The following is a 16,774-nucleotide window of genomic DNA, read 5'->3' as shown; positions in this document are numbered from 1 at the left end:
GCCTGCTCCTTCGCTTCAGGTTTGCACTTGGCACGAGGCGTGCACGCTAGGCCACCCGTAGTCGCGGCCCGTCAGCGCGCGCGCAAGAAGGTAGTTGTTCAGCGCGCGCGCGCTCAAGCTGTCCATGTGCACCGAGCCGCTGGCATCGCAGGGAAACGACAGGGCGCGCCCCGTGCCGCGGAGAGAGGGAAAGCGTAGCTCGAAGGCGGACTGTGCAACGGATGAGTTGCGGGCGGCGTGCATGGCGGTGTCCTCGTGGTTCATTTCGATGAAGCAGCTCCGGGAAACAGGGTCGTGCGCCTTACGCAGGATCGCGTCCGCGCAGGGCGGTCTCGATGCAGGCGAGGAGGTCTTCCGCACTGAAGGGCTTTGCGAGAAAGCAGATCACGCCCGTCTTCAAGGCGCGCGCGCGCGCCTGTTCGTCGGGGTAGGCGGTGATGAGGACCGTGGGAATCGGGGTGCCGGCGGCGGCCAGGCGGCCGTGCAGCTCGAGCCCGGTCATCCCCGCCATGCGCATGTCGGCGATGAGGCATCGGATGGTGCACGTGCCCTTCGATTGCAGGAAGTTCTCTGCCGAGTCGAAGGTGGCAGCGGACAAGCCGGCGGAGTCGAGCAGATCCCTCGTCGTGTCTCGGACCGATGCATCGTCGTCCACGATCGCTACGGTCGGGTTGTTGCGCACTTGGATCTCCTTGCAGCTCTTCTTGAGCGTTGACGCGAGACTAGGCCGATGGCGCGCGCAAGACCATTGCACGTGCGACGCGCGCGCTACGACTTTGGTTTAGGCGCCTAAGGCTTTGGATGGGAGAGGCCGAGCGTGTCGGCGATGCGCACGAGCTGCGCCAGGGACTTCACCTGCATCTTGCGCATGATCTGCCCCCGGTGGACCTTGACGGTGGCCTCGCTGATGCCCAGCTCGGCCGCGATCTGCTTGTTCACGCGCCCGGCGCTCACCAGCGCCATCACTTCGCGCTCGCGCTGGGTGAGCGCCGCGAAGCGTTGCCGGAGCTCCGCGACGAGTGCCTTCTCGCGGCGCTGCGCGCGGTGCCGCTCGACCGCGGCATCGATCGCATCGAGAAGCTCCTGGTCGCGGAAGGGCTTGCTCAGGAACTCGACTGCGCCGGCCTTCATGGCGCGCACCGTCATCGGAATGTCGCCGTGCCCGGTAATGAAGATCACCGGCAGATCGACGCCCGCTCGCGGGAGTTCTTCCTGAAAGCTCAATCCGCTTGCGCCGGGCAAGCGCACGTCGAGCACCAGGCAGCCGGGCGCGTCCGGGCGCTGCGCCTGCATGAAGTCCTGCGTCGAGGCGAAAAGGCGCACGTCCATGCCGACGGAGGCGAGGAGATCCTGGAGCGCCTCGCGCATGGCCAGGTCGTCGTCGACCACGAAGACGACGGGCCGCTCGGTTGCCACTACGGCCCTCCGATCGGCAGCGAAAACCGGAACACGGCGCCGTGGGGCCGGTTCGGCGCGGTCCAGAGCCGCCCGCCATGCGCCTCGACGATCGACCGGCTGATCGAAAGCCCCATGCCGATGCCCTGCGCCTTGGAGGTATGGAAGGGCTCGAAGAGCTTGTCCGCGATCGCGGGCGCGACGCCGGGGCCCGAATCGCGCACCTCGATGCACACGCCGCCCTCCGCTTCGCTTGCGCCGACGACCAGCTGTCGCGGGCGATGGCCGGGCGCGCTCATGGCCTCGATGGCGTTGACGATCAGATTGAGGAGCACCTGCTGGAGCTGCACCCTGTCGCCCCACACGGGCGGCAGGCCGTCGGCAAGCGTCTTCTCGAGCGCAATGTCGTTGCGGCGCAGCTGGTCGCGCGTGAGCGCGATCACGTCGAGAATGACCTGGTTGACGTCGACGCGGTCCCGCCGCGGCGGCTGGCGCATGACCAGGGCGCGGATGCGGTCGATGACTTCGCCCGCGCGTTTGCCGTCCCTGGCAATGCGTTCGAGCGAGCGCTGTGCCTTTTCGAGCTCGGGCGGCTGGGCCGCGAGCCAGCGCGCGCAGGACCCGGCGCTCGCGACCATGGCCCCGAGCGGCTGGTTGACCTCGTGCGCGATCGAGGCCGCGAGCACGCCGAGCGTGGTCACGCGGTTGACTCGCGCAAGCGCCGCCTGCGCCTCGCGCAGGGCTTCCGACGCGAGGACATGCTCAGTGAGATCGCGCGTGATCACAAGCGCTGCCTTCAGGCGCTCCGAATCGAGCCGCAGCGGCGAGTAGGACACCGACAGGTAGAGGCGCCCCCGATCGGTCGCGAACCAATCTTCGAACGTGAACTGCCCGCCGGCGAGACAGCGGTCGAGCCTCGGCTTCACGGCACGCTCGAAGAAGCCGGTCCCGAAGAATTCAGCGACATGCCTGCCGACGATCTGCCCGGCCGGTATCCTCCAATTGCGCTCATAGACCGCATTGACCCTTTGATAGCGGTAATCCCGCCCGATCACGGCCATGCCATCGGAGGCGCTCTCGAAGATCTGCCGCGTCAGGTACTCGGCCCGCCTGAGTTCCGTCATGTCCTGCACGATGCCGAAAAAGCGCCGAGGCCGGCCGGAGGGATCGCGCGCCACGTCGGCGCTGTTGTGGACCACGCGCACCTCGCCATCCGGACGCACCACCCGGTATTCCATGTCGAAGCGCGGTCCGCCCTGCACGCCGGCCTCATTGGCCTGCTCCACTCTTTTCCGGTCGTCCGGATGAACGAGGTCCAGCAACCGGCCTGCCAGTTGCCCGGACTCGGGCCACTGCAGGCCGTGGATGCGGAAGGCCTCTTCCGAAGCGGTCACGCGACCGCTGTCCAGGTCCGCTTCCCAATGACCGAGATGCGCCATGCGCTGCGCCTCCTCGAGCTTGCGCTCGCTTTCGCGCAGGCTGCGGAAGATGAGCAGACTGGTGAGCGCGTCGGCAAGCCGATGTCCGGTCTCCTCGAACAGCCGCTTTTCCTGCGCCGTCCAGGCGCGCGGGCGCGAGCACTGGTGCAGCCCGAAGAGGTAAGGTTGATCGGCCTTGGGGTACAGCGCCATGGCGAGCACGGATCGGATGCTGAAGCTTTCCGCCAGCTGCGCCGGCAGCTGAAGCTCGCAGCCAGGACCGAATGACACGGCTGCGTTCGCAGCGCGCGCGGTCCGGAACACCGTGGCGACATCCGCATCGAGGGGCAGCTCGGCGCCCAGGCTGAACGCGCCGGGAAACTCGGGCCGAGTCTGTTCCATGACCGCGCGCCAGCCCTCAGCCTCCGGATCGCACGGATAGGTGAGCCACGCCCGGTCGCAAGCAAAGATGTCGAGGACTGCATCGAGCACATCGCTCATCATCTTCTCGAGGTCGTTGGTTCCCTGCATGGCGCGGTTGACGCGATTCATGCTTTCCAGGAACCACAGATGCGCGCGCCGTTCCTCTTCCGCGCGCTTCAGGTCCTCGATGTCGGTAAGGATTCCATACCACTTCAGAATCCTTCCACCTTCGCCGCGCATCGGCACGGCGCGGCTCAGGAACCAGCGGTATTCGCCGTCCGCGCGACGAACACGCGCTTCCTGCTCGAAAGGCTCGCCCGTCGCCATGTGATGCGCCCGTGCTTGCATGTAGCCGGGCAGATCTTCGGGATGAATTGCAGCCAGCCAGTTCGCATCGGCGAGCGAGAAGCCCGTGTATTCGCTCCCGCGCCGGTTGACGAGCACACCGGAGCCATCGGCGTCGGTGACGAAGGCAATCGCCGGCATCGTCTCGAGCACCTCCCGAAGCTCCTTCTCGCTGCGGCGGACGGCATCTTCAGCGCGCTTGCGCTCGGTGATGTCCCGCCCGACGCCCCGGTAGCCCGTGAAGCGCCCCGCCTCGTCGAACATCGGCAGCCCGGATACCGACACATGGCGTATGCCGCCGTCGGACGTCGCCCGGGCGAGCTCGAAGTCGCGGAACGGGACATGGGCATCGAGTGCTGCGCGGTGCTGGCGCCAAGCCTCCTCGTCCGGCTCCAGATAGGGCACTTCCCATCGCGTCTTGCCGATCTCCGAGCCCGGCGCCGGCGCGCGGTCGAACTGTGCGGAATACTCCTGCCGGGTGAAGCGATGCTGGGCGTCGCTCTCCCAGTACACGTCGAAAGAGAACTTCACCAGCGTGCGAAAGCGCTCCTCGCTCTCGCGCAACGCCTCCTCGGCGTGCTTGCGCTCGGTGATGTCCTCGCACGCCACGAGCAGCACCGGCCCGCTCCTCAGCACGACCGCGTTCGCCGACTCCCGGACCCACAGCACCGTGCCGTCCTTGCGGACCTTGCGCGCCTTCCAGCGCATCACGCGCCCCGGCTGCCGGAAAGCCTGCTCGGCCTTTCCCTGGACGAACGCCCGATCGGCTTCGTAGAACACGTTCAGCACCGGCTGGCCGATCAGCTGGCTCACGCGCCAACCCAACTGCTCTGCGCCGACGGGATTCACCGACAGGATCGCGCCGGCCGCATCGATGATGAAGTACATCGTGGGATTCGCTTCGAAGGCGGCTCTCCATTGCTCCTCGAGATCCTGCCGAGCCTCCTCGGCCCGCTTGTGCTGCGTGATGTCGGTATTGGTCGCGAGGATCGCCACCGCCTCGCCCTGCTCGTCTCGCTGCAATGCCAGGCGGCTCGCCACGACCACCGGTGTTCCGTTTCGCCTGTGATGCACCAGCTCGCCTTCCCAGCGCCCGGTGCTCAGCACCTGCGAATCGATCTGCTCGAGCGGCACGGCGGAGAGGGTCTTCAGCAGCTCGGACGCGGACTTGCCGAGCGCCTCTTCAGCCGTCCATCCATACATCTCCTCGGCGCCGCGGTTCCAGTACTTGATCGCTGCTTTCATGTCGCGCACGAACATGGCGTCATGCGTGAGATTCAGCAGGTCGGCGTGCTCGCGCGGCGAGGCTTGCGCCTGTCGCTCGAAAGGCTGACGCGCCGGGCGCAACAGCGTTTCGTCGCTTTTACGTTTTGTCACAAGCGACTCCGATAGGCGTCGCGGCATGTGGGCCGCAGCATGTCGCGCAGCGCCGGTGGTAGGGCCAGCTCCTCCTTGGGCGGTGGCAAACGCTATTCTGAACGTCCTCGTGACCGCTGTCACGGCGCAGTCAGGCGCTAGCCCGCGCCAGCCCGAGTTCTATGCCGATCGCCGCTTCGATCTGCTGCTGGATTCGCGTGACATGGAGCGCGGTCTCTGACGCTCGCGGTTCGGGAACGCCCTGCCTACGCCGCCCGCGGCAAAGGCTGCAGCATGCTCGCCCGGTTCTGCTCCGTGTCCATGAATGACACGTACTGCCCGACACCCGGAATCTCCATCGGCTCCCCGAGCACCGTGCCGCCGGCCGCCGCGACCTGCTTCATCGCGGCCCGGATATCGTCCACCGCGATGACCACCGAGGGGTGCTGCGCGGGCCAGTCGGCCTTGCGCGGGAAGAAGCCGCCGTTGATGGCGCCGGGCTGCACCGGGCGGCCCGTCGGGCCGGCTTCCGCGGTGGCGGCCGTGACGTAGCCCCCCATCTCCGCGCCGAGCTGCCGGGTTTGCCAGCCGAAGGCCGTCTCGTAGAAGCGCGCCATGCGGCTGGCGTCGTCGTAGGGCATTTCGAAGTGAACAACGGGGTTCATGGCAACTCCCTTTCGGTCGATGAAGATCTCAGAGCGTGGCGGCCTGGGCCGTGCAGCGCGTGCGGCTGCGGCACGTCGATCAGGCGGGTCGGAACGAGTTCGTGATCGCTCATGGCTTGGGCTTCCTCGAAGAAGCCGGATGCGGCTTGGCACCCAGCAGGTTGGCGACATGCTGTCGCAGATGGTCGACGCACTGGCGCGCAATGGCGGCACCGCCTTGCGCCTTGGCCAGGATGAATGCGCCCTGCAAGCTGGCCTGCGTGAACAGCGCCAGCACCTGCGGATCCCACGCGGCGTCGGACGCGTAGAGGGCCTTGGCAGCCGCGATGTCGCGGCCGACGGTCTGAGCATGCAGCGCGATGCCCTCGTTGCAGGCGGCGCGCAGACGCGGATGCGTCTCGAAGGTCTCCTGCACGAGCGTGCCCAGCAGGCAGCTGTAGTCCGGCGCGTCGCCGCGCAGGAGCTGCTTGCGCAAGTCGATGTAGCCCAGCACCCGGTCGCGCGGGTCGGTCAGCCGCTGGTAGGGCGCGCGCTCGAACAGGGCGCCGGTGGTGCTGTTCCAGTGCGCCACCGCCACCAGGGTCATATCTTCCTTGCTTGGGAAGTGGTGAAAGAAGCTGCCCTTGGTAACCCCGGCCGCGGCGCAGACGTCATCCACCGTGGTCGCGGTGTAGCCCTTGCTGCGGATGACCTGCAGCGCAGCGTCGAGCAGTCTGGTTCTGGCGTCTTGAGGAGCGGTGTCCATGGGGTCGAACCGTACCGTACCAGTCGGTATGGTGTCAAGACACTCGACCCTGAGGGTCATCTCGCGCTCGACTCGGCACCGATATGCCCACTGTCCCATTGGGTGTATCGAAGCGCTATATTGAGCGTGCCGCACCGACACGCCATAGGAGGGGACGCAGAAGGAGACAATCATGCTGAAAACGTCCGCCATGACACTCCTGCCGACCGCGGGCGCCTGCGCCCTGCTGTTGATGACGGCAGCGAAGGGCGCCGACAAGGTCGAAGCCGATTCCATCGTTCTCGGCGCGGCGGTGTCGCTCACCGGCAAGTATTCCGTCAACGGCAAGAACACGAAAGACGGCTACGATCTTGCGGTCAAGCGCGCCAACGAAATCGGCGGCGTCAAGGTGGGCGACAAGAGCTACAAATTCAGGATCGTCTACTACGACGATGAATCCACGCCGGCGCGCGGGGCGCAGCTCGCCGAGCGCCTGATTGCCCAGGACGGAGTGAAGTTCGTGCTCGGCGCCTACAGCTCGGGATTGACCAAGGCGATCGCGCCGGTGACCGAAAAATACAAGGTTCCGCACGTCGAAGGCAACGGCGCAGCGCGCGAATTGTTCACCCAAGGCTATCGCTACCTCTTTGCCGTCCTGTCCACTTCGGACTACTACTTGCGCGATGCGGTGAATCTGGCGGCCGAAGTCGCCAGGCAGAACGGTCGCGACCCGAAGACGCTCAAGGTCGCGATGGCTTTCGAGAATGATCCGTTCAGCCTGGACGTGCGCGACGGCGTCGTGGAAGACGCCACGCGTCAGGGCATGAAGGTCGTCATCGACGACAAGCTGCCGCCCGACCTGAACGACATGGCGGCGACGCTCGCCAAGGTCAGGGCCCTCAAACCCGATCTGCTCATCGTGTCCGGGCACGAGAAGGGCGCGACCCTCGTGGTGCGACAGACGGTGGAGATGAAGATAGACGTCCCGATGATCGCCACGACGCACTGCGACTCGGCCCAGGTTGCGGAGACGCTGGGCAAGCTCGCCGAGTCGCTCTTGTGCGCTTCGCAGTGGGACCGCAGCCTGAACTATCGGGACAAGTGGTTCGGTACCGCCGAGCAGTATGCGCAGCTCTTCAAGAAGGAGTTCGGCTACGAAGCACCCTACCAGGCGGCCGAGTCGACGGCGTCGGTATTGGTCTTTGTGGACGCCTTCGAACGCGCCCAGTCCTTCAATCCCGAGAAGGTGCGCGACGCCATCGCCAGCACCGACATGATGACCTTCTACGGGCCGATCAAGTTCGACCCGAGCGGAAAGAACACCGCCAAGCCCATGGTGCTTTACCAAGTGCAGAACGGACACTACAAGGTGGTGGCCCCGACCCGATGGGCCGAGGCCAAGCTGGTCTGGCCGCGAAGGGTCGCGCCGTAGCGGCGGCGTCCCGTTCCCCGGTCCGGCGGCCCGGGACTGGGAGAGGTGAATGGCGAGATGAACAACCTCCAGTTGCTGTTCGACGCGCCCGTGCTGTCGGTGCAGTTGCTGCTCGACGGCATTTGGATCGGAGCGATCTTTGCGCTCCCCGCCTACGGCATGGCGCTCGTCTGGGGCGTGATGAACCTGATCAATATCGCCCAGGGCGAGTTGGTCATGCTCGGGGGGTACGTCGCGTTCTTCCTGTATGCCGCCGGCGTCCACCCATTGTTCGGCATTCCGCTGGCCGCGCTGCTGATGTTCCTTTTCGGCTGGGCGCTGTACCGCAGCGTCATCTTCCGCGTCGTGGACAAGGATCTGTTCATCTCCATCCTCGCCACCTTCGGCCTCAGCATTCTCTTGCAGCAACTCGCCAACGGCCTGTTCGGCGCGAATCTGCGCACGGCCGAGTCAGGTTTCGGAACCTTGTTCCTGTTCGGCGGGCGGGTCACTGTCGCCGAGATCAAGCTGGTTTCATTCGTGGCGGCCCTGGCGGTCGGGGCCGCGTTGATGGGGTTTCTCAAGCGTTCGCGCATGGGACGGGCGATCCGGGCCACGGCCCAGAACACGCGTGCCGCGCGCATCATGGGCGTTGATACAGACGCCGTGTACGCCTGGACCTTCGGCATCAACGCGGCGATCTGCGGGGCGGCCGGCGCCCTGGTGGCAATGACCTGGGTCGTGCATCCGTACCTGGGCCTGCCGTACACGGTGCGCTCGTTCATGATCGTGATCCTCGCCGGACTCGGCAATGTGATGGCCGTGTTCGTCGCCGCGCTCGGGCTCGGCGCGGCCGAGAATTTCGCCGGGTTCATCCTCGGTGCCGAATACCAGGCGGCCTTTGTCTATGGGCTCCTGGTCGTCATTCTCGTAGGACGGCGGTTCTCGCTCGGTCGCCAGCGGAGGGTCCTGCGATGAACTCGGCGTTCACCCGTCCGGCCCTCTATGCCGGCGTCGCGGTCCTGGCGCTGCTGGCGCCGATCCTGGTGCCCGGCTACCGCACGCAGCTGGCGTTCCTGTGGGTGATGATCGTGTTCGCGCTCACCTGGGACCTGCAAGGCGGCCAGATGGGCTACAACTCTTTCGGCAACATCCTGTTCTTCGGCATCGGCACGTACGCCTGTGCCGTGGTGCAGCGGGACTCCGGTCTCGGCTATTTTCCGGCGCTGTTCCTTGGCATGGGCGCGGGCGCCGTGCTTGCGGTCGCCGTGGCCGCACTGCTCGGATCCGGCATGCTCGGCTTGCGCGGACACTACTTCGCCATCGGCACGCTGGGTCTGGGCATTGCCGCGGGCGAACTTGCCGGCGGCTGGGCGTTCATCGGCGCCGGCGCGGGCATGGTTCCGCCGCTGTTCCCGGGCGCGATCGGCGGGCGCGAGAACTTCTTCTACTACCTCTGCCTGGCCCTTGCGGCCATCACCCTTCCTTTCCTGCGCTGGTTGTACGCCGGTCGCTTTGGCCTTGCGATCAACGCCATCCGCGACGATGAAGACAAGGCCGAAGCGATGGGCCTGCGCACGACGCGGTACAAGACCACGGCGTGGTGCATCTCGGCGTTGTTTCTGGCACTTTCCGGCGCTGCCGTGGGCAACATGATCGGCTTCATCGATGCGCGCGAGGTCGCGTTCGCCGGCACGACCTTCGGCGTGTGGATGGTGCTGATGGCGATCCTGGGCGGCAAGGGAACGCTTTGGGGCCCCGTGATCGGTGCGGTGATCTTCCATCTGACCAAGGAGGTGTTCTGGACCTACTTGCTCGGCTGGCAGCGCGTGGCGCTGGGCTTGCTGATCGTGATCATCGTGGTGTTCTTCCCGCGCGGAATTCTCGGGTGGGTGCACGAGCGCTGGCCGGAGCGCTTCGGTCACCGGATCGAAGGATCGGAGGTCCATCAGTGACGGCGATCCTCAGCATCCAGGGCGTGCGCAAGACATTCGGCGGCGTGCTCGCCAACAACGGGATCAGTCTCGACGTGCCCGAGGGCAAGATCGTCGGGTTGATCGGCCCCAACGGCTCCGGCAAGACCACGCTGTTCAATTCGATCGTCGGCCATCACCCGATCGACGCCGGCTCGATCCGCTTTCAGGCGCGCGAGATCTCTCGTTTGCGTGTGCCCGAAATCGCCCGTCTCGGTCTGTTGCGCACCTTTCAGCAGACGCGCATCTACGGCAGGATGACCTGCATTCAAAACATGGTCATCAGCGTGCCTCAGTCCGGCGATCGATGGCGCTCGATGTTTCGCCGCGTTTCGCCCGCCGAGACCGGCAAGGCCGAGGATCTGCTCAAGTTCGTCGGCCTGTACGCCAAACGCCAGCTTCAAGCGGGCGAGCTTTCCTTCGGACAGCAGAAGCTGCTCGAGTTCGCCATGGCGCTCATGAGCGAACCCAGGATGCTGCTGCTCGACGAGCCCACGGCCGGCATCAACCCGACACTGATCAACGGCCTGATCAGCCAGTTGCGCCGAGTGAACCGCGAGTTCGGAGTCACGCTGTTCGTCATCGAACACAACATGCGGGTGATCATGCGGTTGGCCGAATACATCTACTGCCTCGCGCATGGCGAGTTGCTTGCGCAGGGACAGCCTGAGGCCATCCAGAATGATCAGCGGGTGATCGACGCCTACCTGGGGGCGCGCTGATGGCGACCCAGAAGCACGGGCAACGCGACGACGCCGATCTGGACGAAGACTGGCTCTCGGTCGATGACGTCGCGCGGGAGGCTGCGCTCCTGGTCGGCGAGGGGCCTTCGCGCGAGCGCATCGCCGAGCTGGCCGGCGGCAAGCCGCAGCTGTCTATCGAGAACCTCCATGCGGGCTACGGCAAGATGGAGGTTCTCCACGGCGTGAACCTGCAGGTGGCCGCCGGTCAGTCGCTGTGCATGATCGGCCCCAACGGCGCCGGTAAATCCACGGTGCTGCATTCCATCTACGGCTTCACGCGCATCACCGGCGGCAGCATCCATGTCAACGGCGAGGACATCACGCGCATGTCGCCGAACCAGAAGCTCAAGCATTCCGGCATCGCCTACGTCCTTCAGGACAACTCGGTGTTCCCCGACATGTCGGTGGAGGAAAACCTCCTGATGGGAGGCTTTCTGCTGGCGCATCCCGACCAGGCCAGGGAGGCCGTCGAACGCGTGTTTGCGAAGTACCCCAACCTGGCCCATCGCCGCCACCAGCCGGCGCGCGTGCTATCGGGCGGAGAGCGGCGTCTGCTCGAAATCTCGCGTGCGCTGGTGATGAATCCGCACATCTTGCTGGTGGACGAGCCTTCGATCGGGCTGGAGCCGCGCTTCATCGATATGGTCTTTGAAATCCTGTCCGACCTGCAACGCGACGAAGGCAAAGCCATCATCATCGTCGAGCAGAACGCAAAGAAGGGCCTGCAATTCGCCGACATCGGCTACGCGCTGGTTTCGGGGTCGGTGGCCATCGCGGGCACGGGCGCCGAGCTGCTCGAAAATCCGGACGTCGGGCGCCTGTTTCTCGGCGCCCGGTCGACCGATTCCTGATCGCAACCGCGGGTGGTGTTGACTGGAGCTGGCCGGTGTAGAGCACCCAGAGGGCGCTGCTGAAGTCCTTCACGTCAGGAAGGCATACGGGTCGGCGACCCAGCGGGTCGAGAAACCGGTGCCTGTCACATCTGCGTCCTGATGCGAGAACGTGATCGGTCGAACACGACCTGGTCGTACCACCAGAGCCCCTCGAACAGCACGCGCGCAACGTTGCGCAGTGCGGGCTCCGGCGCGATCTCGGCGATGGTGCGCCGGCCGTCGACGGCTTCCACGAGCTTCTTCTGCTGCGCATTGACGGGAAGATAGAGATCGGTGAACGCGTGGTGCCTGTTGATGAGCACCGCGGCCGCGCCCGGCTGCAGCCGCTCCTGGACCATGACCGTGTCGGGCAGGCGCAAGGGCACGTAGTCCAGCCATGCATCGCCCTGGAAGCTGACAGGGGCATGGTCCGGCCCGTCGTCGCGGTATGCCACCACGCTGTGCCGGACCATCGACCCGCGAAAGAGCTCGACGGCGGCGTACTGATCTTCCTTCGGCAGCCGGGACAGCAGTGGCTGGTGCGGCGAGGACGCCAGGCCGCCGCACTCGGGCAGATAGGCCGCCTGCCCCAGCCAGCGGCCGAAGCGCAAGCCGCCGGCTCGCAGGAAATCGAACAGCTGCGGGACGGAGTAGGCCCGGTCCTGGGGGTGGAGCAGCGCGTCGGCGATTCCCGCCTCGCTCTTGAAGTCGGGCGCGCTGCGCAGCAGCGGCATCAGCGGGTGGTCCGGCGGCAGCGCACGAAGACTCGCCGCGAGCGCCTTGATCTCGTCGGCCGTCGTGCCGATGCCGAGCCGGCGGCAGTAGTCCTGCAGCAAATAGACGCCGGCGCGGCCGTAGGGCGCGTAGACCATGAGGTGCATCGCGCCGCTCGGCGCCAGCACATTGCGAAGGGCCCGCAGGCCCGCGTCGGGGTCCGGCAGATGGTGCAGCACGCCGGTGCAGACCACATGCTCGAAAGTGCGACCCAGCTCGGCCGCGCGCTCCACCGGGAGCTGGTGGAGCTCCAGGTTGTCGAGGCCGTACTTGCGCTTGAGCACGCCGGTCTTCTCGATGCTCGTCGCGCTGACATCGAGGCCGACCACCTTCGCGCGCGGCCAGCGCATCGCATGCTTGGCGGCTTGCGACGTGCCGCAGCCGGCGACCAGGATCGTCCGGTCATCGCGAAAGGGCTCATCCGGCCAGAACAGCAGGGTATCGCTGCGCCGCCGGTCATCGCTCCCCGATGGCCGGTAGCGCTCCAGGTCGTCGACCGGCGGTGGGTAGGGGTGGCGCTCGTAGAAAGCGCTCACCTCCTGCGCCACCTTGCGGTCACCCATCGCGCTCAGGAGTTGCCGTGACCCGACACCTGCGCCAGCACCGCGTCCAGGTTGAACGACGCGGGCTTCTGGCGCGGCGGGAACTTGGCGAAATCCGCGATCTGCCCCGCGATCACCGCCTGCATCTGGTACATCTGGGGCACGTGGTCGACCATCCAGTCCATGTAAGTGTTCGAGTTCAGTTCGGCCCGCTCGAACGGGTCGCGGCGCAGGTTCATGATGTACGGCACGCGCAGCTTCACGAAAGGCTCGGCCCACTGCCTCATCGTGTTGGCGCGTTGCATCGCCAGATGGAACTTGTAGTCCCCCACGCGCACCGCAATCACGTCGCCGTCGTCGCTGAAGTACACGATGACGTTTCTCGGGCTCTCCTTCGCCGCGCCGGTCAGGTAGGGTATCTGGTTGTAGCCGTCGAGATGGACTTTGAACGTCTTGTCGCCCACCTTGCAGCCGTCGTAAAGCTGCTTCGTGACGTCCGCGTTGCCGGCGGCCGCGAGCAGTGTCGGGAACATGTCGATGTGGGAGACGATGCCGTTCAGCACCGAGCCGGCCTTGATCTTGCCCGGCCAGCGCATCATGCACGGCACCCGCCAGCCGCCTTCCCAGTTGGAGTCCTTCTGGCCGCGGAACGGGGTGCTGGCGCCGTCGGGCCAGGTGTCGTTCTCCGGGCCGTTGTCGGTGGAGTACATGACGATGGTGTTGTCGGCGATGCCGAGTTCGTCGAGCTTGGCCAGGATCTGGCCGATCTGCTCGTCGTGGACGACCATGCGGTCGCTGTAGGGGTCCTGCCCGCTCTTGCCGAGGTTCTTTTCCGCGACGTGGGTGCGGAAGTGCATGGCCGTCGCGTTGTACCAGAGGAAGAAGGGCTGGTCCGCCTTCGCCTGCTTCTCCATCCAGGAGATCGCGGCGTCGGTGATCTCCTCATCGATGGTCTCCATGCGCTTCTTGGTCAGCGGGCCGGTGTCCTTGATCGTCTGCCCGCCTTTGCCGTCGGCAATGCAGTGAAGCACGCCTCGGGGGCCGAACTGCTTCTTGAACTCAGGATCCTTCGGGTAGTCAGGAAGCTCCGGCTCCTCCTCGGCATTCAGGTGATAGAGATTGCCGAAGAACTCATCGAAGCCGTGCACGGTCGGCAGGAACTCGTCGCGGTCGCCCAGGTGGTTCTTGCCGAACTGGCCGGTGGCGTAGCCCAGCGGCTTGAGCAGCTCGGCGATGGTCGGGTCTTCCTTCTGCAAGCCGACGGTGGCGCCGGGCATGCCGACCTTTGTCAGGCCGGTGCGTATCGGGTTCTGGCCAGTGATGAAGCAGGCGCGACCCGCCGTGCAGCTCTGTTGCGAGTAGTAGTCGGTGAAGGTCACCCCTTCTTCCGCGATGCGGTCAATGTTGGGCGTCCTGTAGCCCATCATGCCCCGGCTGTTGTGGCTGATGTTCCAGAAGCCGATGTCGTCGCCCCAGAGAATCAGGATGTTGGGTTTCTTCGTGGCCATGTCGATACCTTTCGGTTGAGAAGTTGAAGTGCATGGCAAGGTCGTTCAGCCTTGCTCTCCGTTCCGCATCCCCCCTGTGACCGCGCTCCAGCCGAGCGCAGTTCCTGACTGAATCGCACGATTGGATCAAGTGGAGACGCGGCGTCATTGCCCCTACCTGCTGCCCGGTGGCTCCGGCGGCGGCTTCACCATGCCGCCAGCGCCCCTCACCCGCATCGGCTTCTGCGAGGATTGCTGAGCGATCGATGGTCCGGAAATGGCCAGGACGGCGCCGAGTGCGGCGAGTCCGAAGTGGAAGCTCTTCATTTGACGTTTTCCTTGCGACAGATCGCACACAGTCTTCGCGCGCGGCGACTCCATGCGCAGCATTCTTGCCCGTCGCCATGCCTTGCGCCATCCCGGCGCGCACGCAACGCCACGTACGTGGCGGCGCGGTCGGAATTCATCGCACGCGCCTGGGCAACTCGAAGCTCATTCCAGCATCGGCCGGGCACGCCTCTTGCTTTTGAACTCCCGGGCCTGGCCACGCCCCGGCTGATTCAATACCCATAGCACCACCGTCGTGCGGCGGTTCAGTCCAACGGGATGGGCAACTACTCGTCGCTCGCCCTCACGGGGCCGGCCGCCGGAGCAGCCAACAGGGAGCTCGCGATCGCCGCGAACAGCAGCAGCGCAAGCAAGGCGGCTGCGATCATCGCGGCGGCGATGTCTGGGTTCATTGCCTTGGTCTGGACACCCAATTCGGTGATGACGATGACGATGGAGAGCGACGGAACCGCCGAGGACAGTATGAACGTCAAGCGCTCGCCCTTTGCGAGCGCTTGACGGTAAAGCAGTACGGGCGCGCCGCGAACGAGCAGGAACAGCGCCGTGAACGCGGGCACCAGGAGGATCGTCGTCAGATCGGCGCCGAGCGCCGCGACGTTGAACTTGATGCCCGCGCCGACGAAGAAGAACGGGTAAAACCAGCCGAACGCCACGGCGTCGACCTTCTCCCGGAATGACTCGCCGGACTCGCCGTGCGTGGCCTGGCCGATGATCATCCCGGCCGCGAAGGCGCCCAACATGCTGTCGAATCCGAACCGATCTGCAAGGAGGAACAGGCCCCCAAGCAGCAGAAGCGAAAGTCGCACGGGCAACTGCGTGCTCGCGTGGAGATGGCGGCTCAGGATTGTCAGAAGCTTCGGCGGCCTCGCGCGCACCCCGATTGTCGTCGCGGCGCCAACGATCGCAAGGAACACGACCAGGAATCCCATCTCCTGCCAAGTGCTGTAGCGCGTCGAAAGCACCAGTGACATTGCAATGATCGGTCCGAGTTCCCCCAGGGCGCCCGCAGCCTGCACCATCCGCCCGAGCGACGTATCGAGCTGGCCGCTGTCGCGAAAGATCGGAATGAGAACTCCGATTCCGGTTGTAGACAACCCGACCGCGACCAGCCACGGCGAATGCACTTGCGGCAGGACATGCAGCAACGCGATCGCAACGAGGGCGAGCAGCGCCGAGAGCATCCAGCCGGCCAGGGCCAACGTCAGGGGGCGGCCGCTGACCTCCTTGAAGTCAAGTTCCATCCCAGCCATGAAGAGCGTGACAGCCATGCCGAAGCTGAACATCGTGGCGATGAATCCCTCGAAGCGTGCGAGATCGAGTACCTCCGGGCCGATCACGATCCCGAGCAGCACTTCGAGCACGACAGTCGGCACGCGCACGCCGAGCGGAATCTCAGCCAGTAGCGGCGCGGCCACTGCGACCAGCAGCAGCCAGAAAACAGGATGGCCGGTCGTCATCTCGATCTATTTCGGGAAACGCTCATTTCTGCATGCGCCGATGCGTGCACCATTGCTGCAGCGAAAGCGGCCGAGGCCAACCAACCTGATCGGAACCTGACTGTCATGCATCGACCCCTGGCGTGTGGTGGGCGGAAGTTGCTGCAGCTTCCTCGGTCTGGATTGGTTGAAAGGACTTCATCGTGAATCGCGCGACGACTTGGCAGTTGACAAAGATCAACTGCGTCGTCGATCTGACGAATTTGGCATGCGCGGATTTGACCGCGAGCGCGACTTCCGATTCCCACACCACATCGCGCCAGTCGCCGAAGCCAGGAGCAGGAGCGTTGCGTCGCCGCGGCCTCCCTGTCGCTTGTGGCCGTCCTTGCAAGTCACCGCGCGGAAACCGTTTGATAGTCCCCAGTACGTCACAGCGTTCGTGAAGACCAACAAGAACGGCCTCCCGTCGGCAATTGATCCAACTCAATCGGCGTGCATCGCGCGCAAGGCGTAATCGAGGGCACGCTCTACCCGAAGCGGATGGAGACCGTCGACGACGAGATCCGCGACCTGTCGACAACGTGACAATGCCTTTTGAACACCATCCCTAGTCTTACTGTGTCACAAGAGTAGCTTTGCGCTTGCCTTGCCGCAGCAAGGGCACTGCCCGAGGCGAGCGATGAGTAGATAGCTCAGGCTGAGTCGCAGTGTCGTGATCGAATGGTCCACGTGGCGCTGCGCGCGCAGGACTGCCGCGGGGGATGTAATTCGCGGGAAACGCAGGCACTTGGCGTTCGATGAAGTTTTTTTTACCGCCGACTGGCTTGTCGGCGATCAGGCGTTCGGCCATCAGGCATCAGGA

At 65.4% G+C, this 16,774-nt stretch carries 15 protein-coding genes and 1 pseudogene; 5 read left to right on the top strand and 11 right to left on the bottom strand.

Annotated elements, in window-relative coordinates; genetic code table 11:
- Positions 1 to 15: 15 nt before the first annotated feature.
- The 6 genes from AC1DYD_RS25190 to AC1DYD_RS25165 form a co-directional block, all read right to left on the bottom strand.
- Entirely contained in the window at positions 16 to 264 is a 249-nt protein-coding gene (locus AC1DYD_RS25190; RefSeq protein ID WP_478175492.1) for a hypothetical protein, read from the bottom strand.
- A gap of 37 nt (positions 265 to 301) precedes the next feature.
- On the bottom strand, positions 302 to 682 hold the full coding sequence (locus AC1DYD_RS25185; RefSeq protein WP_478175491.1) for a response regulator transcription factor: 381 nt from the start codon (positions 680 to 682) through the stop codon (positions 302 to 304).
- A 107-nt stretch (positions 683 to 789) separates the two neighbouring features.
- Positions 790 to 1,416: a response regulator transcription factor gene (locus AC1DYD_RS25180; RefSeq protein ID WP_478175490.1), complete on the bottom strand. Its 627-nt coding sequence runs from the start codon at positions 1,414 to 1,416 to the stop codon at positions 790 to 792.
- Positions 1,416 to 5,081 carry a PAS domain-containing sensor histidine kinase gene (locus tag AC1DYD_RS25175; protein WP_478175489.1) on the bottom strand — a complete coding sequence of 1,222 codons (3,666 nt, stop codon included), beginning with the start codon at positions 5,079 to 5,081 and terminating at the stop codon, positions 1,416 to 1,418. The genes AC1DYD_RS25180 and AC1DYD_RS25175 overlap by 1 nt, the downstream gene beginning before the upstream one ends.
- A gap of 122 nt (positions 5,082 to 5,203) precedes the next feature.
- Positions 5,204 to 5,602, bottom strand: coding sequence for a VOC family protein (locus AC1DYD_RS25170; RefSeq protein WP_478175488.1), 399 nt, complete (start codon positions 5,600 to 5,602; stop codon positions 5,204 to 5,206).
- A gap of 109 nt (positions 5,603 to 5,711) precedes the next feature.
- Positions 5,712 to 6,347, bottom strand: a complete 636-nt coding sequence (locus tag AC1DYD_RS25165) for a TetR/AcrR family transcriptional regulator (protein WP_478175487.1) — start codon at positions 6,345 to 6,347, stop codon at positions 5,712 to 5,714.
- 172 nt (positions 6,348 to 6,519) lie between these two features.
- Between AC1DYD_RS25165 and AC1DYD_RS25160 the strand changes: the two genes are divergently transcribed.
- From AC1DYD_RS25160 to AC1DYD_RS25140, 5 genes are all read left to right on the top strand, one after another.
- Entirely contained in the window at positions 6,520 to 7,758 is a 1,239-nt protein-coding gene (locus AC1DYD_RS25160) for an amino acid ABC transporter substrate-binding protein (RefSeq protein WP_478175486.1), read from the top strand.
- 72 nt (positions 7,759 to 7,830) lie between these two features.
- Positions 7,831 to 8,715, top strand: a complete 885-nt coding sequence (locus AC1DYD_RS25155; RefSeq protein WP_478175485.1) for a branched-chain amino acid ABC transporter permease — start codon at positions 7,831 to 7,833, stop codon at positions 8,713 to 8,715.
- Entirely contained in the window at positions 8,712 to 9,692 is a 981-nt protein-coding gene (locus AC1DYD_RS25150; protein WP_478175484.1) for a branched-chain amino acid ABC transporter permease, read from the top strand. Before AC1DYD_RS25155 ends, AC1DYD_RS25150 begins: the two co-directional genes overlap by 4 nt.
- On the top strand, positions 9,689 to 10,432 hold the full coding sequence (locus AC1DYD_RS25145; RefSeq protein WP_478175483.1) for an ABC transporter ATP-binding protein: 744 nt from the start codon (positions 9,689 to 9,691) through the stop codon (positions 10,430 to 10,432). Before AC1DYD_RS25150 ends, AC1DYD_RS25145 begins: the two co-directional genes overlap by 4 nt.
- Positions 10,432 to 11,304: an ABC transporter ATP-binding protein gene (locus AC1DYD_RS25140; protein ID WP_478175482.1), complete on the top strand. Its 873-nt coding sequence runs from the start codon at positions 10,432 to 10,434 to the stop codon at positions 11,302 to 11,304. The genes AC1DYD_RS25145 and AC1DYD_RS25140 overlap by 1 nt, the downstream gene beginning before the upstream one ends.
- Positions 11,305 to 11,429: 125 nt before the next feature.
- On the opposite strand, the gene AC1DYD_RS25135 is transcribed toward AC1DYD_RS25140, so the two are convergent.
- From AC1DYD_RS25135 to AC1DYD_RS25115, 5 genes and pseudogenes are all read right to left on the bottom strand, one after another.
- Positions 11,430 to 12,662 carry a class I SAM-dependent methyltransferase gene (locus AC1DYD_RS25135; protein WP_478175481.1) on the bottom strand — a complete coding sequence of 411 codons (1,233 nt, stop codon included), beginning with the start codon at positions 12,660 to 12,662 and terminating at the stop codon, positions 11,430 to 11,432.
- Between the two features lie 5 nt (positions 12,663 to 12,667).
- Positions 12,668 to 14,149 (bottom strand): arylsulfatase, encoded by a 1,482-nt coding sequence (locus AC1DYD_RS25130; RefSeq protein ID WP_478175480.1) that lies wholly within the window; start codon positions 14,147 to 14,149, stop codon positions 12,668 to 12,670.
- A gap of 153 nt (positions 14,150 to 14,302) precedes the next feature.
- A complete protein-coding gene (locus AC1DYD_RS25125; RefSeq protein WP_478175479.1) occupies positions 14,303 to 14,455 on the bottom strand; it encodes a hypothetical protein in 153 nt (50 codons plus the stop codon).
- A 287-nt stretch (positions 14,456 to 14,742) separates the two neighbouring features.
- Positions 14,743 to 15,933, bottom strand: coding sequence for a cation:proton antiporter (locus AC1DYD_RS25120; RefSeq protein ID WP_478175478.1), 1,191 nt, complete (start codon positions 15,931 to 15,933; stop codon positions 14,743 to 14,745).
- Positions 15,934 to 16,525: 592 nt separating this feature from the next.
- Positions 16,526 to 16,765 (bottom strand): annotated as a pseudogene (locus AC1DYD_RS25115) (IS701 family transposase); the annotation flags it as partial.
- Positions 16,766 to 16,774: the final 9 nt, after the last annotated feature.

Source organism: Variovorax sp. P4_B11, assembly GCF_056402355.1.
This window is presented reverse-complemented; position numbering and strand designations above follow the sequence as displayed.